Raw genomic sequence first — 24,541 nt, 5'->3', positions numbered from 1 at the left:
ATCAAATTTATCATTTTCCACTGTTAAAAACAAGCAGTGCAGGATGGACAATTTGGGCGAAAATTTGCCTGATTATCAGTTTATTGGCAGAAAACGGGTAAAAATCCACAATACTGAACGTTGTTTACTAATTAAATATGATAATTAACATTAACATCGTGCAATCACATTCTCACGTGATTTAATTTAAAAACTTGTTGATTTTAGTGTAATTTTGCAGTCAATTTTTAATCGCTCTTAAATATTTTTTATCATGGTGTTTGATATTGACATGATTAAAGGAGTGTATGCGGCATTACCGGGTAAGGTGGAAGCGACCCGGAAGATGTTAGGTCGTCCGCTCACCCTGGCAGAAAAGATTCTATACGCACACTTATCCGCACCTACTACTACACCTTTTGAGAGAGGCAAATCCTATGTGGATTTTGCTCCGGACCGTGTAGCGATGCAAGATGCAACTGCCCAGATGGCGTTGCTGCAGTTCATGACCGCTGGTCGTAGCAAAGTAGCGGTTCCTTCTACTGTACACTGTGATCACCTGATTCAAGCTAAAGTAGGCGCTGTTCAAGATCTGGCGACTGCTAATGATACAAACAAAGAAGTTTACGCATTCCTTTCTTCTATCTCCGACAAATACGGTATTGGTTTCTGGAAACCAGGTGCTGGTATCATCCACCAGGTAGTACTGGAAAACTACGCATTCCCTGGCGGTATGATGATTGGTACTGACTCTCACACCCCTAATGCAGGTGGTTTGGGTATGGTCGCTATTGGTGTTGGTGGTGCTGACGCGGTAGACGTGATGGCTGGCTTACCTTGGGAGCTGAAGATGCCAAAACTGATCGGTGTGAAACTGACCGGTAAAATGTCTGGCTGGACTTCTGCAAAAGATATTATCCTGAAAGTTGCTGGTATCCTGACTGTAAAAGGTGGTACCGGTGCTATCGTTGAATATTTCGGTGAAGGTGCTGATTCATTCAGTGCTACCGGTAAAGCAACCATTTGTAACATGGGTGCTGAAATTGGTGCAACCTGCTCTCTCTTCGCTTACGACGAGAAAATGGCTGACTACCTGAAACTGACCAGCAGAGCGGAAGTTGCTGCAGCTGCTGATACAGTGAAAGAACACCTGCGTCCGGATGCTGAAGTTTACGCTGATCCTGCTAAATACTACGATCAGGTAATCGAAATCAACCTGGATGAACTGGAACCATATGTAAATGGTCCGTTCACACCGGATCTGGCATGGCCTATCTCCAAATTTGCACAGGCAGTTAAAGAAAACAACTGGCCTGAGAAACTGGAAGTAGCCCTGATCGGTTCCTGCACCAACTCTTCTTACGAAGATATCTCCCGTTCTGCGTCTCTGGCTCAACAGGCTATTGACAAAGGTCTGGGTATGAAATCTGAATATACCATCACTCCAGGTTCTGAGCTGGTTCGCTACACTATCGAAAGAGATGGTTTACTGAACACTTTTGCACAGGTAGGTGGTGTTGTACTGGCTAACGCCTGCGGACCTTGTATCGGTCAATGGGCGCGTCACGTAGATGACCCTAACCGTAAGAACTCTATCATCACTTCTTTCAACCGTAACTTCGCGAAAAGAAATGATGGTCTGGCTTCTACCCACGCATTCGTTGCTTCTCCTGAAATCGTTACTGCACTGGCTATCGCTGGTGACCTGACTTTCAACCCGCTGACTGACACCCTGACTAACAAGGATGGCCAACAGGTTAAGCTGGATGAACCTAAAGGTTTCGAACTGCCTGTTAAAGGTTTCGCAGTAGAAGATGCCGGCTACCAGGCTCCTGCTGTTGACGGTAGCGGCGTTCAGGTAATCGTTTCTCCTACTTCCGATCGTCTGCAGCTGCTGGCTCCATTCGCGGCATGGGAAGGAACTGACCTGAAAGGTCTGAAACTTCTGATCAAAGCAAAAGGTAAATGTACCACTGACCACATCTCTATGGCTGGTCCATGGTTGAAATACCGCGGTCACCTGGATAATATCTCCAACAACATGCTGATTGGTGCGGTAAACGCATTCAACGACAAAACTGATACCGTTAAGAATGAGCTGACTGGCGAATACGGTGCAGTTCCTGCTACCATGCGTGCTTACAAAGCTGCTGGTCTGGGTGCTGTTGTAGTTGGTGACGAAAACTATGGTGAAGGTTCCAGCCGTGAACACGCTGCTATGGAGCCTCGTCATCTGGGTGTTCGTGCTATCCTGGTGAAATCTTTCGCCCGTATCCACGAAACCAACCTGAAAAAACAAGGTATGCTGGGTCTGACTTTCGCTAACAAAGAAGACTACGATAAAATCCAGGAAGATGACAACATCGACATCCTGGGTCTGACTACCTTTGCTCCTGGTAAACAACTGACCGTAGTTCTGCATCACAAAGATGGCAGCACCGACGAGTTTGCTGTAAACCACACTTACAACGAGCAACAGATCGAGTGGTTCAAAGCTGGTGGCGCACTGAACGTAATCCGTTCACAAGCTGCTGCTAAAGCGTAATACAACCATCAAGGTTTATAATAAAAGTAAAAGGACCGCAGTATTGCGGTCCTTTTACTTTTATAGCCAGATCAGAAACGCAGCCACACCACATATGCCCGCTTCTCCTTCCCTTTTCGCTCTATCATCATAGTGGCCAACGTCTTTTTATCCAGACTGAAACTATTCATTTCTATTTTGCAGAACCTGGATTCATCTTTTTTCCCGGGATCACCAAACAGGTAGTTTTTCTTTACATTACCAGGAAATAACCATTTGGTATAATTTATACTAAATACTTATCTTCTAATAGCTATAAACGAAAAAACGGTCCCTACTGCGTAGAGACCGTTTTCGTTTATAGTTAATTGTTAGTTAGAATTTTACCCAGGCAATATGTGCTTCATACTTTGAGCCATTACGCTCTACCAGTAATGTAGCAAAGGATTTACCATCAGCACTGAAAGCATTAAGATCAAGGCGGCTATACCTATTGGTTCCGAGCTTTTGAGGATCGCCAAAGAGGTATTGCTGATGGATTTTTGTCCCGTCAAACCAAACCAGCATGGTATTCGTCTTTCCGATCTTACTGACGTTTTCTTTACGCTTAAAACCCTCTTCATCATTTATATTTTCGCTGAGATTGTTATAAAGCAAGTATAGTTGATCGTTGATAAAAAGATGATTCAACGAAAGATATCCGTTTTGCCTTTTTTGTGACGCATCAAACTCCATCAGATTACGGGTTCTGTTATAACTTGAAAATATGTGATAGTTATTATCTCCATATTGGGTTTTGGCGATAGCATAGCTCCCCCCGATATCTGCCCCTTCATTATTTACGCGTGCAACGCCCATATCACCGATTATTTTCAGCGCCGGGCCAAAATCATATATGCCAGCGGGAAGTTTAGGACTGGAAGCAAAAGCGAAATCTTCAAACATCAGGCTGGCTGAACCATCTTTATTTAATTGAAAATTCTGGATGATACCACTATATTTCCCTTTATGTTTCAAATGTTGTTCTGAATAAGTAGTTAATGACGGACACTCGATATATTTATCTACACTTGTTTTAAGGGTAAGCGGATCAATTATATTCATCTTAAGCACATAATCCCCACCCCAGCCTCTCATGGTATATTCTCTTCCCAGGTATTCCGCATCCAGGGTAATAAATAAGTATAATTGTTTATTGGCTGGATTATATTTCAACCTGCCTTCAGAGGGCCTTGCCCCGTAACCATAGGTAGTAACCACTTCTGTAGCAACGGTATGATTTTCTTTCGAAAGCCGCGCGATTAATACTTTACCAGATCTAGCTTTTTCATTAACGTCGGAAATATTTACGATGACATAATCAGCACCATGTACATACATGTCGAGCAGGCTAAACCAATTTTCAGTGCGTTCATAATTACCTTCATTAATAACCTGACCAGATGCTGAATAATGCGTAATTTTTAGCAGACCACCTTCTTTATAACTGTGAATCGTGGCTATTGCATAATTTCCGGATTCAGGATCAGCAGCCACCTGATAGGAAGTGTATTTTGATTTAGCATCACGCTCTCCTATCAACTTTTCTTCCAATAATTTACCCGTATTTCCATCAAATGTGAAACAATAGAGACTTTCATTGCTTTTTGCCGGGTCTACAAAAAATACAGCTACTTGTCCGTTTACCTCAAAAGCAGCACGAAATGAGCCTTTTCCAATCCCTAAACTTCTGATTGCCTGCAGACGATTTTCCAGAGATGCCAGCTTTTTATGATTCGCATCAAATACAATGGTTTCAACTTCAGCTTTTGATGAAAAATTGAAGAATAAAGTATTCCCATTTTTTAATTGTACGATTCTGGCGCCGCCAGATGTCGGTTCATCAATCACCTCACTAAGTACCACCTGTGGGTTCAACTCCTGTGACCTCACATCACCTGCTATTAACAGCAAACTCGCTCCTATACAGAAACAGATTTTTTTAAACATAGTATGATAAGGATAAATAATAAAACTTACCACAATATATACATTTTTAAAAATCAATACATGTTACCATAAAAACAACCCTGGATGTATTTATCTAGTCGGAACAATTACATTTGTTTTCTATGAATTCATTGATTTTGGAATACCTCTGGAGAGATCTCTGCGAAAAATACACTGCTGATCAGGAGCTGATCACTACTACCTTTGCAGACCTGCAAGAACACTATACCGCAAAAGGCAGGCACTATCATACACTGACGCATATACGAACAATGCTCAGTAGTGCTATTTCCCATGAGGAAATGATCCGCGACAAGGACGCATTTCTGTTTGCCATCTTCTTCCATGACATCATTTATAAAGCCACTGCGAAAGATAACGAGGAGAAAAGTGCCGAAAAAGCGGTGAAATTCCTTAAAAAGATAGAATTTTGGGAAGATGAAATTGCTGAAGTGGAGCGCCTGATACTCGCCACGAAGTCGCACCCGCTGCAAAACAACACACCTGATACCGACCTGCTGCTGGACCTGGACCTTGAAGTACTGGGGGCAGCGCCGGAAGTATACCAGGAATACAGCAATAATATCCGGAAAGAATACGCGATTTATCCGGACCTTCTTTATAAACCTGGCAGAAAGAAGGTGCTGTTACATTTCCTGGATATGCCTTTTATTTACCGCACGGAATTATTCCGCGATAAACTGGAAGCAGCAGCCAGGGAGAACCTTAATAACGAATTAGCAACATTATAAACTATGAAACGAATAGTTGTATACTGCGGGAGCAGTATGGGAAACGAAATCATTTATAAAGAGCAGGCGATGTTACTGGGTGCCGCCATTGCAAAGAAAGGAATGGGCCTGGTTTACGGCGGTGCAAAGGTAGGCCTGATGGGTGCTGTTGCTGATGGCGCTTTATCCGAAGGCGGCGAAGTAATTGGCGTGCTGCCACATTTCCTGCAACAGAAAGAACTGGCACATGCCGGCCTTTCTGCCCTCATCCTCACGGATACCATGCACGAACGTAAAGCAAAAATGAATGAGTTATGCGATGGTGTGGTGGCTTTGCCCGGCGGTTTCGGTACCATGGAAGAACTGTTTGAAATGCTTACCTGGGGCCAGCTAGGACTGCATAACAAACCCATCGGACTGCTGAATACCAATGGCTTTTACGATGCTTTGATTACACTTGCAGAAACCATGACTGCCAAAGGTTTCTTATCAGCGGCCAATAAAGACATGCTGCTGCATAGCGATAACATCGAAACGTTGCTGGAGAAGATGGAAGCATATCAGCCACAGGAAGGCCCGAAATGGATTCCAAGCGAGAGAGAAAGCTAGATTTAGAACAGCTGGTGCTTTAAGACGAAACGTCTTACTACGCTGACACGGAAATTACCGGCGCCGAAAGTCTGGTAGGTATTGGGTAATGCCATCTCACTACGGTTGGTATTACCCACATAGTGTATCCCTGCAAAATATTTCACAGAATTATATCCGATAGATGCACGTACGGTGTTGTTGATCTGCCAGCCGAAATCGCGTGTCACCTTGCCGTTTTCCAGGTACAGATTGGTTCTGTTAACTCCAATTCCGCCTGTTACTGAAAGAGATACAAACCAGTGGCGTTCTATCACTAACGTATAAGCATATCCTACGTTGGCCGTACTACTGAATATATCTGTTCTATAATAATGTATATCATGCAGAAAACCTGTATCTGCAATATTGGAAGGGATGAGAGAAGAATCCCCTTTTACTTTTACATAGAAGAAATCACCACCTACTATCAGGGAGCCTGCACTTTTTTTCTGGTATTCGTTCTGCAGATTTGGTGCACGGTAAGAGAATTTCTTATCATTGAAAATATATTGGGTGTTTAAGCCCAATGTGGTATTACGCATATCAGGCCGCTGCGGGTAAGGGTTCTGGCTGGTATAATCTTTACCGTAGACCTGTTCCGCATTGGCAACATAAAAGCCCTTGTACACGGAAGCATACAAATCAATCACCAGTTTCCGGAGGTATACGTGTGACTGAAGATCAAGGTAATTGGTCTTGCCATATTTGTCGTTATGCCTGTTTACGAATGGAAAGTTGAAGCCCAGGTTGAGTCCTATGAACTTGTAGTTAGCGCCGAAACCTATGTTGAACGGGGAGTTTGGCCGGTACAGTATATCTTTTTTCTTCTTAATATCTACAATATCATATTTACTGTATTTCCTGGAGCCATAGAAGCGGAAGGTCAGGTCTTCCGTGAGGTCTTTCAGGTAAGCGGTATCTGGTTCTGATTTCAGCCAACCGAACAGTTTATGCTGCGCGGCCAGTGGAGCGGCTGTCAGGCAAAATAAACAGTAAATAAGCAGTAATCGTTTAACCATATACGTTAAAAAGTTGTAGGGCCGGGCAATTTACAAATTCCCGTTTCATGAAAACCAAAAATCCGACGGATGATAATTAATTAACGTTCGTTGGGCAATTCTATCACTTCAAGTTGTTTTATATTGCCGGCATCCAGCTGAAAGCGCAACAGTGTTTTTACCTTATGCCAGCCTTGTTCTCCGCAGGCACCCGGGTTCATATGTAGCAACTGTAGTGCCGGGTCGGGCATCACTTTCAGGATATGTGAGTGACCACAGATAAATAATTTTGGTTGTTCCGCTGTGAGTTGGGCTTTAATACCTGGTGCATATTTGCCAGGATAGCCGCCGATATGGGTTATCATCACTTTTACATCTTCCAGTGAAAATAATTGTGTCTCCGGATATCTTACCCGTATATCCTTCCCATCTATATTACCCCAAACAGCACGAAATGGTTTAAAAGCTTCCAGTTGTTCTGCCAGTCTGACGTCCCCGATATCGCCTGCGTGCCAGATTTCATCTACTTCTTTGAAGTAGTTGATTACCTGCGGGTGCAGGTAACTGTGGGTATCAGACATCAATCCTATTTTTTTCAATGAAATTTTAATATTTTGGCAAACAGACAGAAGCACCTATGATGGAACAAAATAATGACCTCTCTCCTATTACTGCCCGATTATTAATTAGTTGTCCGGATAAACCGGGAATTGTAGCGAAAGTTTCACAATTCCTGTTTAATTCCGGTGCAAATATACTCGATGCAAGTCAACACAGTACAGATCCTAAAGAAGGACTGTTTTTTATGCGTATGGAGCTCCAGATGCCGGAAGTTCCGGGATTTGAAGCTGCATTTGATGCGCAGGTGGCTGTGCCACTGAAAATGGAATGGAAAATCAGCTACACACAGCAGCGCAAGCGGATGGCCATCTTTGTATCTGCCTATGACCATTGTATGCTGGATCTGCTCTGGCGCTGGCGTAGCGGGGAATTGGGTGTAGACATTCCGGTGATCATCTCCAACCATAAAGCACTGGAAAAAGAGTGTACCGACATGGGCATCCCTTTCCATTACCTGCCGGTTACTGCTGCCACCAAAGCCAGTCAGGAAGCGGAAATCCGGCGGCTGATGGCTGAATTTTCGGTAGATTTTATTGTACTGGCGAGATATATGCAGATATTATCACCTGATTTTGTGAGTTATTTCCCACAGCGGATTATCAATATCCATCATTCGTTTTTACCAGCATTTGCTGGTGCGCGGCCTTATCAGAATGCCTATAACCGTGGTGTAAAGCTGATTGGCGCCACGGCGCATTACGTTACGGACGAACTGGATGAGGGGCCTATCATTGAGCAGGATGTTGCCCGTGTAACCCATAAGCACTCCGTAAATGACCTGGTCATGCTGGGGCGGGATATTGAGCGCCAGGTACTGACCCGTGCGGTAAAGGCGCATATCGATGACCGTGTGATTGTATTGGGAAATAAAACAATTGTGTTCTAGACAATTCTTCCGGGGAAGTGCAGGGCACATAATGCCAGTCTTTCCTGGCTTTCCTGTTTTAATATTTTCAGGAGCTGCATTGCCTTTACCGGCAAGGGCAGCTTTTCTTTTTTAGCCTTTCTTATAGTAGCCTGTACAAAGAGATACAGCTCGCTGCTATCGTGCCAGTTGCCTAACAACTCACCGGCTTTCTTTGCAAATGCCAGCATTTTATGGTAATGGGAAGTGGGTGGCAATACATCCTTCAATATGGTCAGCTGGTAATAGGCATTTTTCATTTTCTTGCGCAGGCTGTGCCATTCTACATGTCCCGCTTTGGTAGAAGGTGCTGTAACACCGCCGTAGGTATCGTCTATATAGGTCAGGAGTAATGTGTTCAATCGCTGTTCCGGTATGGCATCCAGGTGTTCCTTAAATATTTTTGGCAGCTCTTTCAGTGAGGAGAGTTTTAGTCTTTTACTGGCTGTCACCGTTAATGCTGCTGCTACTGCCTGCTTTTCCTGCAACAGCAGATGCGCATAGCCGAATCGCCAGCTGAGTGGTTTTTCGTAGGCGGTCAGTGCACGTGTTTGCAGTTGTGCATCGCGGGCTACACCGGCAATTGCCTGTAACATGCGAACTTTGTTAAGGTAGTGGCCATATTTGAATTTCAGCCCTGGAATGTTATCTGTGAGATCGAAGAAAGCGCGTAATTTTTTTACGCCTGTTCGTTGTTCGTGAACGGCGGCGTGGTCGCGGGGTTTAAGGGCCAGCTTGTTATGCGCAGCGACCAGTGCTGTGGTTTCGGATAACAGATAGTTATATAAGGCTTCCTTTACCATTGTAGTAAAGTTACTGGATTTTTTTCTCCATTTCTGCCTGCCTTCGGCAGGCAGAAATGGAGAAAGGGTAGCTCCGCCTGCGGCGGGAGCTACCCTTTCTCCAGAAATAATGTAGAAGGAATGTTTCTTGCCTGCGGCGAGAGTACTCTTTTCTCCAGAAATTATAAGTGAGAATATTTGTTGTCTGCAGCGGGAGCTACCCTTTCTCAAAAATCATTTTATTAAATCGTATCATCACCGCAATGCGCCATCACGGTTTCGAAAACCAGTGCAGCAGCGAGTTTGGCGGTACGATTATCTAAATCATATACAGGATTCAGTTCAGCCACATCTACTCCTTTTACTTTTCCGCTTTCCATAATGGCGCGGTAGCTTTGCAGGAACAAGCCATCCGGCTGGATGCCGTTATAGGCTGTAGCGCTTACGCCTGGTGCAAATGCGGAAGAAAATACGTCGAGGCAGGTGGTCAGGTATACATAGTCGACCTGGGTGAGAAAGTGTTCTACAGCGGCGTTCAGGGTATCTTTATCATTCAGGTGGAATGCGTCGGCACTTACATAGGTTGCGCCGGATTCTCCTGCCAGGTTAAAGAGCTGACGGGTGTTTCCCAGTTTCTGGATGCCTAAGGCGAGATAATTGAAAGGCTCATTATTGTCTTTGGCTTCCTGCGCCAGCTGGTAGAAGCTGGTGCCCGAAGAAGGGCCTTCTGGTCCCGGAACACGGATATCAAAATGAGCATCTATATTAATATACCCTACCCTTACCTTTTGCTGGTGGGCATATTCACGGATACCACGGGCATGACCATACGCAATTTCGTGACCACCTCCTAATACCACCGGCAGGTAACCTGCCAGCAGTAAGGCTTTCACGGCTTCCGCAAGTACTACCTGTGCATTTTCCATGCGTCCATCCAGACAAGCGACATCACCTGCATCTATCAATACAGCATTCTCCGTCAGGTGAGCAGGGAAATTGCCCAGCATGGCACGGATTGCCGCCGGACCATCTTTAGCACCTACACGGCCTTTGTTACGCCTTACACCTTCGTCGCAGGCAAAGCCCAGAAAAGCCACACCTTTCTGATTTTCTGCCAGCGGAGGCAAGGGTTCCGACAGGAGATTTACCGGTTTTACCACCTGATGCCACCTGAGCAGATCAGGAGTGGTGCCATCGGTACGGCCCGTCCAGGAGCCTTCTGTAGTGGGGTGATAGAATTCCTTTGTTATCATAAGTTTGTAACTATTTCACCTTTTTTCCATACCCTGGAAGGTTTCAGCTTACCCTGGAAATAGAGGATATCCCTGTAGTCGTTGGTAGGATATGCCTGCATATCAGCGAGGAAGCCGGGAACCAGTTGTCCGGCGTTCTTCAGTTCCAGGGCCGGAGCAGCCCTAAAGGTAAGTGCTGCAAACACTTCAGCGGTAGACAATTTTTCGGCGGCACTCATCACAGCGGCTTGCAGCAGCAGATCGCCCATAGGCGCGGAACCCGGGTTCCAGTCGCTGGCGATGGCCACACAGGCACCTTCGTTGAGTAACTTCCTGGCGGGTGCATAGTGCATTCCCAATCCCAGAGAAGCGCCGGGAAGCACCACTGCTACGGTATCTGAAGCCGCCAGCATGGCTATTTCCTTATCTGTGCTTGCTTCCAGGTGATCAGCAGAAAGTGCACCTACTTCCACCGCTACGGCAGCACCGCCGGCAGTAAACTGATCGGCATGAACAGTAGCCTTAAAGCCCAGTGCTGCAGCGCTTTTCAGATAGGTGGTAGCTGCAGGGGCCGAAAACGCTGTTTCTTCTATGAAAATATCTACCCTGTTTGCCAGTGCACCCGCTTTGACAGCAGGTAGTAACTCCTGTAAAACCCAGTCCAGGTAAGCTGTTTCATCCCCTTCAAAATCACGTGGCTTCATATGTGCTGCGAGACAGGTAGGAACCAGTGTAGCTGGTGTATGTTGCCCTGCCAGCTGAATAGCTTTGAGCATCTTCAGCTCACTTTCAAGATCCAGCCCATAGCCACTCTTTACTTCCATGGTAGTAACACCTTCCAGCAGGTGTCTGTTCGCACGGGCGATAGTATTTTCTGTAAGGGTAACCTGGTCGGCTATACGTGTTTTGGTAACAGAGTCCCAGATACCGCCACCAGCGCGTGCAATTTCGAGGTAAGACTTACCGGCAATACGCATGGCGTAGTCGCGGCTACGGCTTCCGTCGAAACAGATATGCGTGTGGCAGTCAATGAACCCTGGCAGTAATACCAGGGGTTCATTGATGGGAAAGATTTCATGTTGCGGATATTCCTGCTGCAGGTCGGTGAATATACCTACAGCCACTATGGTACCGCCTTCTACGATGATACCGCCGTTGTGTATAACCGGCAGTTGATCATCCTGGAGGGCGCCTTTGAGCGGGAGACCGCTCATAGGCAGTATTTGAGAGAAAGGTCCGATTAACATGTTAAGCAGTTTAGATATTGATACCGAATTTTTCCGCCATTTCCTGTGCTTTTTCATAGCCAGCATCCGCATGACGGAAGATACCCATGGCAGGATCATTGAATAAAACGCGGCTCAGACAAGCAGCAGCACGATCCGTGCCATCTGCCAGTACCACCATGCCTGCATGTTGGGAATAGCCCATACCTACGCCGCCGCCATGGTGGAAAGACACCCAGGTAGCGCCGCCGCCGGTGTTAGACATCAGGTTGAGCAGTGTCCAGTCGCTCACCGCGTCGGAGCCATCTTTCATGGCTTCTGTTTCACGGTTTGGAGAAGCTACGGAACCGCAGTCGAGGTGATCACGGCCAATAACAATTGGCGCTTTTACTTTACCTGTTTTAACGAGGTCGTTGAATATCAGGCCGGCTTTTTCACGTTCGCCGAGTCCGAGCCAGCAGATGCGGGCAGGTAATCCCTGGAATGCCACTTTCTCCTGTGCCTGTTTCAGCCAGTTGATGAGATGTGTATTTTCAGGGAACGCTTCCATCAGTGCGCGGTCGGTAGTATAAATATCTTCAGGATCGCCGGACAGCGCCACCCATCTGAAAGGACCTTTACCTTCGCAGAACAGCGGGCGGATATATGCCGGTGTAAATCCGGGGAAGTTGAATGCATTTGGTTCTCCGCCTTCTTTGGCGAATTCGCGGATGTTGTTGCCGTAGTCGAATGTAACGGCGCCGCAGCGCTGCATTTCCAGCATGAAGCCTACGTGGCGGGCCATGCTTTTCAGCGACAGTTGCTTGTAATGTGCAGGGTCCTGCTTACGCAGGTCGGCAGCCGCTGCCAGCGTAAGGCCATTCGGGATGTAGCCATTGATCGGATCGTGGGCGGAAGTCTGGTCGGTCAGGATATCCGGGATAATACCATCTGCCAGTAATCTCTCTAACATATCTCCCGCATCACTTACCAGGCCAATAGACAGCGCTTCACCTTTAGCCATGGCTTCTTTAGCCCATTGTACCGCTTCTTCATAAGAATGGGTCATGCGATCGATGTATCTGGTATCGATACGTTTCTGTATACGGGAAGCATCTACATCAGCACCCAGGAAAACAGCGCCTGCCATGGTTGCAGCCAGTGGCTGAGCGCCGCCCATACCACCGATGCCGGCAGTTACCAGCAGTTTGCCTGCCAGGCTACCGTTGAAGTGCTGGCGGCCGCATTCCATAAAGGTTTCATAGGTACCTTGCAGGATACCCTGTGTACCGATATATATCCAGCTACCGGCGGTCATCTGGCCATACATCATTAAACCTTTGGCGCGCAGTTCATTGAAATGCTCCCAGGTAGCCCATTTAGGTACCAGGTTGCTGTTGGCCAGCATCACGCGTGGCGCCTGCGGATGGGTACGAACGATACCTACCGGTTTGCCTGACTGAACGAGCAAAGAATGGTCTTCGTCCAGCTCCAGCAGTATTTTAATAATTTTTTCCAGGGATTCACGGTTACGGGCTGCCTGTCCGATACCGCCGTAAACTACCAGCTCATCCGGATTTTCAGCTACTTCCCCATCGAGGTTGTTGAGCAGCATACGCAGCGGAGCTTCCGTCTGCCAGGATTTAGCGTGCAGGGTGGCACCGTGTGGTGCTTTATAATGCGGGTGTGCCGCGTATGATTTAATAAAGTCCAAACTGTTCATGATAAATACCGTTTAAGGATAATTGACTATTGGCAGCAGCTTCATTGGCTACGTTTACCAGTGATTGATTGGTGATGATTTTATGTAGTGCTTCGATGTCGGTGGCGAAGATGCGGTCTTTGTCTGCGAAGGTTACGTGCTGACGCGTGAATGCGTGCACCGCTTCCAGGATAGGACCGGATTTGAGCGGACGGCGGAAATCCACTGCCTGAGCGGCATACAGGAGTTCGATTGCCAGGATGTATTCCAGGTTACCGATTACCTGATTAAGTTTACGACCGCTGATAGAGCCCATGGAAACGTGGTCTTCCTGTCCGAGGGAAGTAGGCACGCTATCGGCACTGGCGGGGAAGCAGAGGGTTTTATTTTCTGTTACCAGTGCGGCGGTGGTGTATTGCGGGATCATGAAGCCAGAGTTAAGGCCGGCGTCCTGGATGAGGAGTTTGGGGAGACCGTAGCGGCCTTCGATCATCATGTAGCAGCGGCGGTCGGAGATATTGCCCAGTTCTGCAGCGGCCACAGTAGCGTAATCCAGCGGCAGTGCCATTGGCTGGCCGTGGAAGTTACCACCACTGATGGTATCCTCTGCACTGAAGATGATCGGGTTATCAGTGACAGCATTCAATTCGATGCCGGTGAGATAATTCAGGTGTTCCCATGCGGTGCGGGAAGCGCCGTGTACCTGTGGCATGCAGCGGAGGGAGTATGGGTCCTGAACGCGACCGCAGTCGATATGGGAGGCCATGATCTCGCTATTGTCCAGCATGGTTTTGAGGCGGTGAGCCACCAGCTTGTTGCCCGGGTACGGGCGGATATCGTGTAATCTTGGATCAAAAGGTTTGGCAGTACCCATGAGGCCTTCCAGGGAGAGGGCCCCGATAATATCAGCAGCTTCCAGCGCATTATGGAGGCGGGACACTGCTTTAACGGCGAAGGAGAGGATAAATTGGGTACCGTTGATCAGGGCGAGGCCTTCTTTAGGGCCTAGTGCTACAGATTTCAGCTGTTCCTGCCGGAATACCTGCTGCATGTCAGTGACCTGGCCTTTGTACCATACTTTTCCCAGACCTATCAGGGGCAGGAAGAGGTGGGATAAAGGGGCGAGGTCGCCGGAGGCGCCCACAGAGCCTTTTTCAGGCACACAAGGCGTCACACGGTTTTCGATATGCCAGATGATACGCTCCAGGGTGGCCAGTGCAGCACCGGAAAATCCCTGTGCCAGCGCATGTACCTTTGTGATGAGCATAATACGGGAGATCTCTTCCGGGATACTATCGCCAACGCCTACACTATGACTTTGCAGGATGTTGTATTGCAAAGTGCGGGTATCTTCTTCTGAAATTTTAGTATCGCAGAGCGGGCCGAAACCGGTGTTGATACCGTAAACGGTAGTATGCTGCGAAACGATGGACTGTACATATCCTGCGCTGGCATTGATACGGTCGATGGCTTCAGGCACCAGCACTCCTTTTACTTTACCTGCGGCGATGTCGAGGACTTTCGCTACAGATAATGTATCAATACCATATTTGAAACTATGACTCATGGTTAGGTTTTGTTGATGGTTTGAATTGGTGTATGATTGATTTGGTGTATGATGATTTATCAGATTTTCTGTTTGATTCTATCTGCCAGTGGTGTTTCCTGGACGGACTGTTCTAATTCCGCTATGGCAGTAAGTATCAGCTTACTATGTTTATGTTCATCTGCCATTTCTTCCATGGCTTCGGTGATGGCCTTCCAGATTGGCTGTACACGTTTGAGGAGGGTTTCCCCTTCGGGCGTGAAGGCTACCAGCTGGCGGCGGCGGTCGTCGTTGCAGGAATCTGTTTTTACGAGGCCTCTTTTACGCAGGTTGGTTACCATCTGACTGACGGCGCTGTGGCTTATTTCCAGCTGATCGGCGATATCAATCATTGGCATGGGCTGCCCTTTGGAGAGAATATAAAACACCGGAAACCAGCTGGCATCGAAGGGAATACCTTCCTGTTCGTAGATTTTATTTACTTCCATGAGGAAGTATTCGCTGAGGCGACGAAGTCTGGTACCAAATACCAGGTGACCGAGAGAGGCGTAGAAGGACATGTCGGTAAAAATTATATAAGCACTTATACAATATTACAAAATAATAATGAATCTGCATAATTACAGATTACCGGACGGGGCTGCGGGAAATGCGGCATTATCCGGTAATCTGCATGAAGTTTCTATTATTATTTCTTCTTCTTTTTCTTTTTTTCTTTGTTTTTCCCTTTTTTAGGTTCTTCGGCGGTACCGTCGGCAGCGGCCATATCGAACCAGAGCGGGGATTTATTGGTAGGAACACCGTTGTAGTTGATGGTGAGTTCTTCCCCTTTCTTAATAGCTTTGCGGGTGATAATACTCATGGTTTCTTCTTCGAAGTCCATCTCATACTTGCAATTGGGTGTATAATCGTGGTTATAGATGGAGCAGAAGCCCAGTGCCACGATAGATTCCGACTCGTCGTCGCCCCAGAGGAACAGGTAGTTATGGAGGAAAGTTTTATCAGCCAGGATGGTATCTTCATGGGAAAGTACCAGTACCGGGGATGTTTCGATCCTTGTCCCTGCTGGAATATCTTCGTTTGTAAAAACCCCGCGGCCTTTGCCTTTGGATTTTTGCACGTATAAGTATGGCTTAATCATAGCACAATTTCGGATAAAAGAAGGCGTAAAATAAAGTTAAAGCAAGAAGTTATCAAAATCATCCTGAAAAATTTTAGGTTTGCGCCCCGAAGTTGACAAAAGCGGGGGTGCCTGCGGCGCTTTTTCTTTTGTTCGCAAAGCGGCATAAGGGGCAAAGCAGCATAAGACCTGCGTTTTGTTCTATAGTAATACTTTAAAGAGATTAGATTTTTTTGTAATTATTTAGACGACCTATTTTTGTAACTGAGTTAAATCTGAATTAAAAGCAGCAGATGATAAATTATAATCCGAGGGAATGGTTTACGTTTATATTCCGTTTGCACAAGGCTGATACGGTCAGGAAATTGTTTCCGATGTTCATTGCCCTGTCCATATATTCCGGAATAATAGCCTGGCTGGAGCTGGAAGTCTGGAAGCTGTCTGCCAACAGTGAGGTGAAGAATATATCCCTGATGCATGGTTTGCTGGGGTTTGTGATTTCTCTCCTGCTGGTATTCCGCACCAACACTGCCTATGACCGTTGGTGGGAAGGGCGCAGGCTATGGGGAACGCTGGTCAACAGCAGCCGGAATCTGGCGATCAAGTTGCAGGCCATGTTGCCGGCAGACAATACAGCGGCCCGGGCCTGGTTTAAGGTGATGCTCCCTAACTATGCCTATGCGCTGAAAAACCATCTCCGTAAAACCTATATAGCGGAGGAAATGGAGGCAGTACCAGGCATGCCGGACTACAGCCCGGACCTGACAAAGCATGTACCCAACCAGCTGGCGCAGCTGATTATGAACAAGATCATGGAACTGCACCGGGAAGGTCAGCTGAGCGGAGATCAGCTAATCATATTAAATAATGAGTTACAGTCGCTGACAGAGGTATGTGGCGCCTGTGAGCGTATTAAGAATACACCGATACCATTTTCCTATTCTGTGTTTATTAAGAAGTTCATATTTTTTTATATTATGACGATGCCCTTTGGATATGTATTCAGCCTGGGTTATCTGATCATTCCTATGATAGTGTTCATATTCTTTGTGCTGGCCAGTCTGGAGCTGATTGCCGAAGAAATTGAAGATCCGTTTGGCAAGGATGCCAACGACCTGCCCACAGACGGTATTTGTGGGAATATTCGCATGCATGTAGGAGAATTATTATAGTTCCTGCCCGGCTGCGTACTATTTTAACTTAATTTCGCAGACAGAGTCAAATTTGTACATGGAAAATGAAGCATTACTGGAAAAGTTCAGCGACCTGGTGGAAGAGAAAAACTTCCGGGAACTAACGGTTTATCTGGACGACCAGCTGATTACGGACATAGCAGAGCTCATTCACGAGGAGCCCGACGACGCAGGTGTTATCATCAACAACCTGTCGATAAGTCGTGCTGCAGCTGCTTTCCGTATTCTTGACTTTCCACTTCAGGAGGATGTTATTAAATCGTTAGCCCCCGCCAAGATTGCCGAATTACTGAATGAGTTACCAGCGGATGACCGTACGTCTTTCCTGGAGGAGCTTCCCAGTGAGGCGGTAAAGGAGCTGATAAAGCTGCTGGACCCGGAAGAAAGGCGGATTACCTTGTCGTTACTGGGTTATAAGGAGAACAGTGTGGGTCGTATCATGACCCCTGATTATATTGCTGTCCGGGAAGAATGGACGGTGAAGGAGGTGTTGAATTATATCCGTGAGCATGGGAAGGACAGTGAAACGATTGACGTTATTTATGTAATTGATAGTCATGGCCATTTGCTGGATGACTTCCGTATCCGTGAGTTCCTGCTGGTATCTCCTGACACGGTGGTGCATACACTGATGGACGACCGTTTTGTATCGTTGCATGTCAATGATGATCAGGAGGAGGCCATCCAGGTATTCCGTATGGAAAACCGTGTAGCCCTTCCCGTGGTAGATGACCAGGGTATACTGCTTGGTATCGTCACCATTGATGATATGTTGTGGATTGCTAATGAAGAGCATACAGAAGATATCCAGAAGATCGGTGGTACCGAGGCGTTGGATGAGCCTTACCTGGATATGCCATTACTAAAGCTGGTAAAGAAACGTGTAGGCTGGCTGGTAGTATTATTTATTGGTGAGATGCTGACAGCTACTGCCATGGGCTTTTTCGAAGATGAAATAGCCAAAGCGGTGGTACTGGCACTGTTTGTACCATTGATTATCTCCAGTGGCGGTAACAGTGGTTCTCAGGCTTCTACCCTTATCATCCAGGCCATGGCACTCGGCGAGATCACCATCAGCGACTGGTGGCGCGTTATGCGCCGGGAGATTATCTCCGGACTGTTGCTGGGTAGCACACTGGGATTGATAGGGTTCATCCGTATCCTGCTGTGGAATACCTTCTTCCATACTTATGGCGAGCATACCGTACTGATAGGCGCCACCGTAGGCTTCTCCCTGATAGGCGTTGTACTCTGGGGAACCTTATCCGGCTCTATGCTGCCGCTGCTGCTGAAGAAACTGGGTGCTGACCCTGCCACTTCCTCGGCTCCGTTCGTAGCCACGCTGGTGGATGTAACAGGATTGCTGATTTATTTCTCTGTGGCTTATTCCATGATGAAGGGCGTATTGCTGTAAGAGATTAACTGTTTATAAAAGGCAAAGGGCTTTTCCATTAAGTGGAAAAGCCCTTTGCCTTTTATTCCATACTTGCTTATTACATTATCAGAAGGAGCCGGGATCAATTGGGTGACCAGTAGACGGATTCGCTATATATTTTGCAATCTCCTGTCCGTAATATGAATCCCGATATGGCGCCTTTACCCGTTTAAACAACTCCTTTCCCCAGTCTGCCGCACCATCTTCAGACATTTTCTCATACATTATTTCCAAAGCAATATAGCTGTCCAGGTGAGTAGCTACATAGGCTCTTTCCATTGCTTCTACCTTTTCCCATGCTTTAACATGAGCTGTATGAAATGGAGCCAACTCCCCGGCGTTTAACTTCTTTTCATTTGCTTTGATAAACAGCATGTCTATACTATCCCTTTCTTTAGTTGCAGCCTGCATTGCCTTACGGTAATTCAGCCACTCAGCGTTATATTGAGAACCGTTTACAATTGCCTGTGCGGGTGATTGCCGGTTTGCTGTAACAACTATATTTTCATTACCCACAAAAATCAAACAGCGGAAGGACTTATCTTTCTCCGAGTATATTTCCAGCAGCTCCGGTCCTGAAGACATGCGTCCCTGAAAAGTAGCGCTACCCTTAATCATATAAGCTTCAGGGTAGTCAGCCAAATCCGGGAAACGTCGAACCAGGAATTTATCTCTCTCCTCAAATCCTGAAAAATTACAGGTGATAGTAAAACGTTGTGCGAAAAGATTAGTGGACAAGACCACCAGGGCTGCCACTAAGAGCGAAAATTTCATAGGATGTCTATTAAGTAAAACTACAGTAGGGTCAAATATATAATAATTAATAATAGTGGTTATATCAATAACACCGCTCCTGCACTGTTGTCTCTGCCTTTTCCTTCTTTATCACGAACATATGTTCAAAATCTTTATCAGGGATGGTAGTTACCGGCGATTTAGCGCCAAAAGCCTTGATAATAGGCACTATCGTGTTGGCATGGCCGATAACGAGGAGATGTTTACCCCAGTCTTCGTGGCGGGTAATTTCATAAATCAGTGATTCTCCGGTGGTATCGGCGAGATAAAAGACGGTATCTACCTTTCCGAGGATACGGAAGCTATCGGCTGTTTCAATGCTGCGGCGAAACCGGGTGATATATATTTTGTTGATGCCGGAGTCTTTCAGTTCCTGATAGAGTTTGCCGGCGCGGATGCGGCCTTCGGGGGTGAGTGTGGAATCGTACCCTTCGTACCTTTCGGCATGGCGGACGAGGTAAACGGTTCCGGTAAGGAAAGTAGTATCATCTGAAACAGGGATAACCTGTTTTTCCGGCGCTTTAGGCTGGCAGGCCATCATCAGGCCAATGAGGGAGAATAGTAATATCGGGCGCATACTGTAAAGGTAAGGCTTATAATGGAGGCTCATAACCGGTCATCACAAAGTTGAAGGTCCCTGTCAGTGCCGATGTGGCTGTTCGCGTTTAATCCATTATTTTTATCGCCTAACAAATTTATCAACCGCTATGAGAAAATGGTTTCTGCCAGCCATACTTTTTTTATCTGCCAACACCGCCTATGCCCAGGAATCGCCGCTAACAGTGGACAAAATCATGCGCGATCCCAAGTGGATGGGGACATCTCCCGATAATATCTTCTGGGGAACAGATAATCAAACCATTTATTTTAACTGGAACCCGGACAAAAACCTGTCTGATTCGCTGTACCGTATTCAGCTCCAGCATACCAGTCCGGTTAAGACTGCCGCCACTGAGCGGGGCCTTATCAACGCCAGGAATAACGGCGTTTACAATAATGCCCGTACCATGTTGGTGTACAGTTATTACGGGGACATCTACCTGTATGATATAAAAACAGGCAGGGAAACCCGTATTACCAATACAGCCGCAGCTGAAACGGCGCCTGTATTTATACAACATGATGAGGCCGTGGCTTTCCGCCAGGGGAAGGATATGTACAGCTGGAACCGCAGCAGTGGCAGCATTTCCCAGCTGACCAATTTCACTGCCGGCGCCAAACCTCCTGTAGCAAAAGACGAGCAGGATAAAGGCAATGACCAGGAAAAATACCTGAAAGCCCAGCAGCTGGCCTTATTACAGATCATCCGTGACAAAAAGGCGAAAGCAGATGCCGCCAAAGCCTGGAACAGCCAATACCAGCCTAAGGCCCTGCGTTCGCTGTACCTGGACGACAAAGAGCTACAATCCGTGCAGGTGAGTCCGGATGGTCGCTACATCACCTACCGCCTTTTCGCGGCGCCTAAAGACGCCAGAAACACGATCGTTCCTGATTATGTCACCAGCACAGGTTTCACGACAGATATCCCCGGCAGGGAAAAAGTGGGTGCTCCTAAAGGTAGCTTCTCCAGCTATGTATATGACCGTGTAGCCGATACGGTACTGGCTGTCAGCACAGCACTGCTGCCCGGTATAAAGGACCAGCCCGATTACGTAAAAGACTATACGAAAAAGGACTCCGCAAAAGTGAGGGAAGTAATAGTGAATGGCCCGTACTGGTCGGACAATGGCACCCATGCCATCGTGGATATCCGTTCGCTGGATAATAAAGACAGGTGGATTGCGGCACTGGACCCAGCTACCGGTACTTTAAAAACGGTTAACCGTCAGCGTGACGAAGCCTGGATTGCAGGCCCCGGAATAGGCTGGAGCTTCGGCGGCAGCAATATCGGCTGGATTGACGAAAACACCTGCTGGTACCAGTCTGAGGCCAGCGGTTACTCACATTTATATATCAGTAATGTGGTAAATGGTCAACAACAGCAACTTACCTCCGGTCAATATGAGGTACAGGATGCACAACTTTCTGCTGATAAAAAGAACTTTTTTATTACCACCAATGAAGTTCATCCGGGCGAGAAACAATATTATAAACTTAACATAGCCACCCATAAGCAGGAGCGCATCACTACCATGCAGGGCGCCAACGAAGTGTTTATCTCTCCTGACGAGAAATGGATTGCCTTCCGGTACAGCTATTCCAACAAACCATGGGAGCTCTATATACAGCCTAATACCCCGGGAAGCAAACCGCAACAGGTTACTACCCTGGCACAGAGTGAAGAATTTAAAAAATATAACTGGCGCGACCCGCAGGTCATCACTTTTACCGCCAGTGATAATCAATCGGTTTATGCCCGTTTATATACCCCTGATCAGCAAAAAAATAATGGCGCCGCCGTTATTTTTGTACATGGGGCAGGGTATTTGCAGAATGCACACCGCTGGTGGAGCCAATACTTTAGAGAGTACATGTTCCATAACCTGCTGACAGATCTCGGGTATACGGTAATGGATGTCGACTACAGGGGAAGTGCCGGATATGGCCGTAACTGGCGTACAGGCATCTACCGTTTCATGGGTGGCAAGGATCTTGATGATGAGGTGGACGCCGCAAAATACCTGGTATCGAAAGCCGGTGTTGATCCGAAACGAATAGGTATTTACGGCGGTAGCTATGGTGGCTTTATGACGCTCATGGCCATGTTCACCAAACCCGGTACATTTGCTTCAGGTGCAGCTTTGAGAAGTGTGACCGACTGGGCACACTATAATCATGGTTATACCAGCAATATCCTGAATGAGCCATATACAGATAGTATTGCTTATCTTCGCTCCTCGCCAATTTACCATGCGCAAGGATTACAGGGCAGATTGCTCATGTGTCACGGTATGGTAGATACGAATGTTCATTTTGAGGATATCGTAAGATTATCACAAAGGCTCATAGAATTAGGAAAAGACAATTGGGAGCTGGCAGTATTTCCGGTAGAAGATCACGGATTTACAACCCCCAGCAGCTGGACGGACGAATACAAACGCATCTTGAAATTATTCAATGAAACGTTGCTAAAGTAGATTCGTTCCAGCCCTGACAAATTATATCAAGGGATACGGTGAATGATGAAAAACTGTTATTAACAGATCGTTAATGACAGGACGACATCTCACCGTATCCCTTTTTTTATTTTTTAACAGAATTAAAATTAATGCACGCGTCATGTTAAACTAGCTGCTAAGCCATTAGCAGGCTGATTTTTTTACATTCAGGCACCAGCATCAAACCTCAACAAAAAATACAAGAACCATATGTGTGGAATCGTAGCTTATCTCGGGCAGCGCGAAGCTTACCCGATCGTTTTGAAAGGCCTTAAAAGACTGGAATACCGCGGGTATGACAGCGCAGGAGTTGCCATTATCAACGATGGACTCAAAGTTTATAAGAAAAAAGACAAGGTAGCCGCCCTGGAAGAATACTGCACCGGCAAGGATATGCGCTCACATATCGCTATCGGCCATACCAGATGGGCTACCCACGGTGAACCCTGCGACCGCAACGCACACCCACACCTTTCCCAGGATGGTAAACTTGCCATGGTACATAACGGTATCATCGAAAACTATGTACAACTGAAACAGGAGCTGGAAAACAAAGGACATGTTTTTCAAAGCGATACCGATACAGAAGTACTCCTTCACTTTATTGAAGAAATCAAAAAAAGTAACAACTCCACCCTCGAAGAAGCATTACGTATTGCACTAAAAAGAGTAGTAGGTGCTTATGTAATTGTACTGATAGACCAGGAAAATCCTGATACGCTGATAGCCGCCAGGAAAGGAAGTCCGCTCGTAATAGGTGTTGGCAAGGGCGAGCATTTCCTTGCTTCCGACGCCTCTCCTATTGTAGAATACACGAAAGAAGTAGTGTATGTAAATGATTATGAAATCGCCATCATCAAAAATGATGAGCTGATCTTAAAAAATATCAGCAACGAACGTCAGACGCCATATATTCAGAAACTGGATATAGACCTGGCTGCCATTGAAAAAGGTGGTTATGATCACTTCATGCTGAAAGAGATATTCGAACAGCCACAAACGATCTATGACAGCTTACGCGGCCGCCTGGATGCCAAAAATGGTACCCTTACATTAGGCGGTATCCGTGATCATATGGAATTGCTGAAAAATGCAAACCGTATCATCATCGTTGCCTGTGGCACCAGCTGGCATGCAGGCCTGGTAGCAGAATACATGATCGAAGAACTTTGCCGCATACCGGTGGAAGTAGAATATGCATCCGAGTTCCGATACAGAAATCCGGTGGTAGGTAAAGGAGATGTGATCATCGCGGTATCACAGTCCGGAGAAACTGCCGACACGCTGGTAGCAATAGAAGCCGCCAAACAAAAAGGCGCTATTATCCTGGGTGTTTGTAACGTGGTAGGTTCTTCCATTGCGCGTATATCCGATGCCGGCGCCTACACGCATGCAGGCCCTGAAATTGGCGTTGCCAGCACCAAGGCATTCACTGCACAGCTCACCGTACTGGCCCTGATAGGCCTGAAAGTAGGAATAGAAAAAGGTACTATCACGCCGCAGCGCTTCCAGCACCTGCTTGGTGAAATGGATGCTATTTCTGAAAAAGTAGCTACTGCCTTGAAATTAAATGAGCAGGTAAAAAAGATTGGAGAGAAATACAAAGATGCACGCGACTTCCTGTACCTGGGCCGTGGCTACAATTTCCCGGTAGCACTGGAAGGCGCACTGAAGCTGAAAGAAATTTCGTATATACATGCTGAAGGCTACCCTGCTGCAGAAATGAAACACGGACCTATCGCACTGGTAGATGAAAACCTGCCGGTAGTTATTGTGGCAACAAAAGATAGTTTTTACGAAAAAATCGTGTCTAACATCCAGGAGATAAAAGCCCGCAAAGGCAAGGTGATAGCGGTTGTAACAGAAGGCGACCAAATCATCCCTCCAATGGTAGATGATGTAATTGTGGTTCCGGCAGCAGATGAACTGGTGGCACCAATTATTAGTGTCATACCTTTGCAGTTACTGGCATATCATATTGGCGTATCGAAAGGGTACGATGTTGATAAGCCGAGAAATCTCGCTAAGAGCGTAACTGTAGAATAGATCTAAGAATA

The 24,541-nt window shown here is 46.6% G+C and carries 20 protein-coding genes; 8 read left to right on the top strand and 12 right to left on the bottom strand.

Going from position 1 to position 24,541, the window contains the following annotated elements; all coding sequences use genetic code 11:
* Positions 1 to 253: 253 nt before the first annotated feature.
* Positions 254 to 2,524: an aconitate hydratase gene (locus tag F3J22_RS09160; RefSeq protein WP_167016370.1), complete on the top strand. Its 2,271-nt coding sequence runs from the start codon at positions 254 to 256 to the stop codon at positions 2,522 to 2,524.
* 354 nt (positions 2,525 to 2,878) lie between these two features.
* Here the strand turns inward: F3J22_RS09160 and F3J22_RS09155 are convergent, their stop codons facing one another.
* Entirely contained in the window at positions 2,879 to 4,492 is a 1,614-nt protein-coding gene (locus tag F3J22_RS09155) for a hypothetical protein (RefSeq protein ID WP_167016368.1), read from the bottom strand.
* A 122-nt stretch (positions 4,493 to 4,614) separates the two neighbouring features.
* Between F3J22_RS09155 and F3J22_RS09150 the strand changes: the two genes are divergently transcribed.
* Together F3J22_RS09150 and F3J22_RS09145 are read left to right on the top strand one after the other, a co-directional pair.
* Positions 4,615 to 5,244 carry a hypothetical protein gene (locus tag F3J22_RS09150; RefSeq protein ID WP_167016366.1) on the top strand — a complete coding sequence of 210 codons (630 nt, stop codon included), beginning with the start codon at positions 4,615 to 4,617 and terminating at the stop codon, positions 5,242 to 5,244.
* Positions 5,245 to 5,247: 3 nt separating this feature from the next.
* Positions 5,248 to 5,832, top strand: a complete 585-nt coding sequence (locus F3J22_RS09145; RefSeq protein ID WP_167016364.1) for a TIGR00730 family Rossman fold protein — start codon at positions 5,248 to 5,250, stop codon at positions 5,830 to 5,832.
* Between the two features lie 2 nt (positions 5,833 to 5,834).
* Here F3J22_RS09145 and F3J22_RS09140 read toward each other — a convergent pair whose 3' ends face one another.
* Together F3J22_RS09140 and F3J22_RS09135 are read right to left on the bottom strand one after the other, a co-directional pair.
* The gene (locus F3J22_RS09140) at positions 5,835 to 6,872 is read right to left on the bottom strand and encodes a DUF4421 domain-containing protein (protein ID WP_167016362.1); all 1,038 of its coding nucleotides are present in this window, start codon (positions 6,870 to 6,872) and stop codon (positions 5,835 to 5,837) included.
* Positions 6,873 to 6,952: 80 nt separating this feature from the next.
* The gene (locus tag F3J22_RS09135; protein ID WP_255492059.1) at positions 6,953 to 7,432 is read right to left on the bottom strand and encodes a metallophosphoesterase; all 480 of its coding nucleotides are present in this window, start codon (positions 7,430 to 7,432) and stop codon (positions 6,953 to 6,955) included.
* 56 nt (positions 7,433 to 7,488) lie between these two features.
* Here F3J22_RS09135 and purU point away from each other — a divergent pair, with 56 nt between their 5' ends.
* Positions 7,489 to 8,358 (top strand): formyltetrahydrofolate deformylase, encoded by an 870-nt coding sequence (purU, locus tag F3J22_RS09130; protein WP_240155029.1) that lies wholly within the window; start codon positions 7,489 to 7,491, stop codon positions 8,356 to 8,358.
* On the opposite strand, the gene F3J22_RS09125 is transcribed toward purU, so the two are convergent.
* The 7 genes from F3J22_RS09125 to F3J22_RS09095 form a co-directional block, all read right to left on the bottom strand.
* Complete coding sequence (locus tag F3J22_RS09125) at positions 8,355 to 9,179, bottom strand: CHAD domain-containing protein (RefSeq protein WP_167016358.1); 825 nt, start codon at positions 9,177 to 9,179, stop codon at positions 8,355 to 8,357. The genes purU and F3J22_RS09125 overlap by 4 nt on opposite strands.
* Before the next feature lie 221 nt (positions 9,180 to 9,400).
* Positions 9,401 to 10,411 (bottom strand): formimidoylglutamase, encoded by a 1,011-nt coding sequence (gene hutG, locus F3J22_RS09120; RefSeq protein ID WP_167016356.1) that lies wholly within the window; start codon positions 10,409 to 10,411, stop codon positions 9,401 to 9,403.
* Entirely contained in the window at positions 10,408 to 11,637 is a 1,230-nt protein-coding gene (gene hutI, locus F3J22_RS09115; protein ID WP_240155028.1) for an imidazolonepropionase, read from the bottom strand. Before hutI ends, hutG begins: the two co-directional genes overlap by 4 nt.
* Positions 11,638 to 11,647: 10 nt before the next feature.
* A complete protein-coding gene (gene hutU, locus F3J22_RS09110; RefSeq protein WP_167016352.1) occupies positions 11,648 to 13,318 on the bottom strand; it encodes a urocanate hydratase in 1,671 nt (556 codons plus the stop codon).
* Positions 13,296 to 14,864, bottom strand: coding sequence for a histidine ammonia-lyase (hutH, locus tag F3J22_RS09105; RefSeq protein ID WP_167016350.1), 1,569 nt, complete (start codon positions 14,862 to 14,864; stop codon positions 13,296 to 13,298). Before hutH ends, hutU begins: the two co-directional genes overlap by 23 nt.
* Before the next feature lie 59 nt (positions 14,865 to 14,923).
* A complete protein-coding gene (locus F3J22_RS09100) occupies positions 14,924 to 15,403 on the bottom strand; it encodes a MarR family winged helix-turn-helix transcriptional regulator (protein WP_167016348.1) in 480 nt (159 codons plus the stop codon).
* 128 nt (positions 15,404 to 15,531) lie between these two features.
* Positions 15,532 to 15,984 carry an SET domain-containing protein gene (locus F3J22_RS09095; protein WP_167016346.1) on the bottom strand — a complete coding sequence of 151 codons (453 nt, stop codon included), beginning with the start codon at positions 15,982 to 15,984 and terminating at the stop codon, positions 15,532 to 15,534.
* A gap of 272 nt (positions 15,985 to 16,256) precedes the next feature.
* Between F3J22_RS09095 and F3J22_RS09090 the strand changes: the two genes are divergently transcribed.
* Entirely contained in the window at positions 16,257 to 17,135 is an 879-nt protein-coding gene (locus F3J22_RS09090) for a bestrophin family protein (protein ID WP_167016344.1), read from the top strand.
* A gap of 58 nt (positions 17,136 to 17,193) precedes the next feature.
* A complete protein-coding gene (gene mgtE, locus F3J22_RS09085; protein ID WP_167016342.1) occupies positions 17,194 to 18,570 on the top strand; it encodes a magnesium transporter in 1,377 nt (458 codons plus the stop codon).
* Between the two features lie 87 nt (positions 18,571 to 18,657).
* On the opposite strand, the gene F3J22_RS09080 is transcribed toward mgtE, so the two are convergent.
* Both F3J22_RS09080 and F3J22_RS09075 read right to left on the bottom strand, forming a co-directional pair.
* Positions 18,658 to 19,365, bottom strand: coding sequence for a hypothetical protein (locus tag F3J22_RS09080; RefSeq protein ID WP_167016340.1), 708 nt, complete (start codon positions 19,363 to 19,365; stop codon positions 18,658 to 18,660).
* 64 nt (positions 19,366 to 19,429) lie between these two features.
* Positions 19,430 to 19,996 (bottom strand): histidine phosphatase family protein, encoded by a 567-nt coding sequence (locus F3J22_RS09075; protein WP_167016338.1) that lies wholly within the window; start codon positions 19,994 to 19,996, stop codon positions 19,430 to 19,432.
* Between the two features lie 97 nt (positions 19,997 to 20,093).
* Here F3J22_RS09075 and F3J22_RS09070 point away from each other — a divergent pair, with 97 nt between their 5' ends.
* Positions 20,094 to 22,463 (top strand): prolyl oligopeptidase family serine peptidase, encoded by a 2,370-nt coding sequence (locus F3J22_RS09070; RefSeq protein WP_167016336.1) that lies wholly within the window; start codon positions 20,094 to 20,096, stop codon positions 22,461 to 22,463.
* Between the two features lie 231 nt (positions 22,464 to 22,694).
* On the top strand, positions 22,695 to 24,530 hold the full coding sequence (glmS, locus tag F3J22_RS09065) for a glutamine--fructose-6-phosphate transaminase (isomerizing) (RefSeq protein ID WP_167016334.1): 1,836 nt from the start codon (positions 22,695 to 22,697) through the stop codon (positions 24,528 to 24,530).
* Positions 24,531 to 24,541: the final 11 nt, after the last annotated feature.

Origin of the sequence: Chitinophaga sp. Cy-1792, from assembly GCF_011752935.1 — a bacterium.
Classification (GTDB): Bacteria; Bacteroidota; Bacteroidia; order Chitinophagales; family Chitinophagaceae; genus Chitinophaga.
Note: the sequence above shows the minus strand (reverse complement) of the source record. Positions and strands in the feature narration are given on the sequence as shown.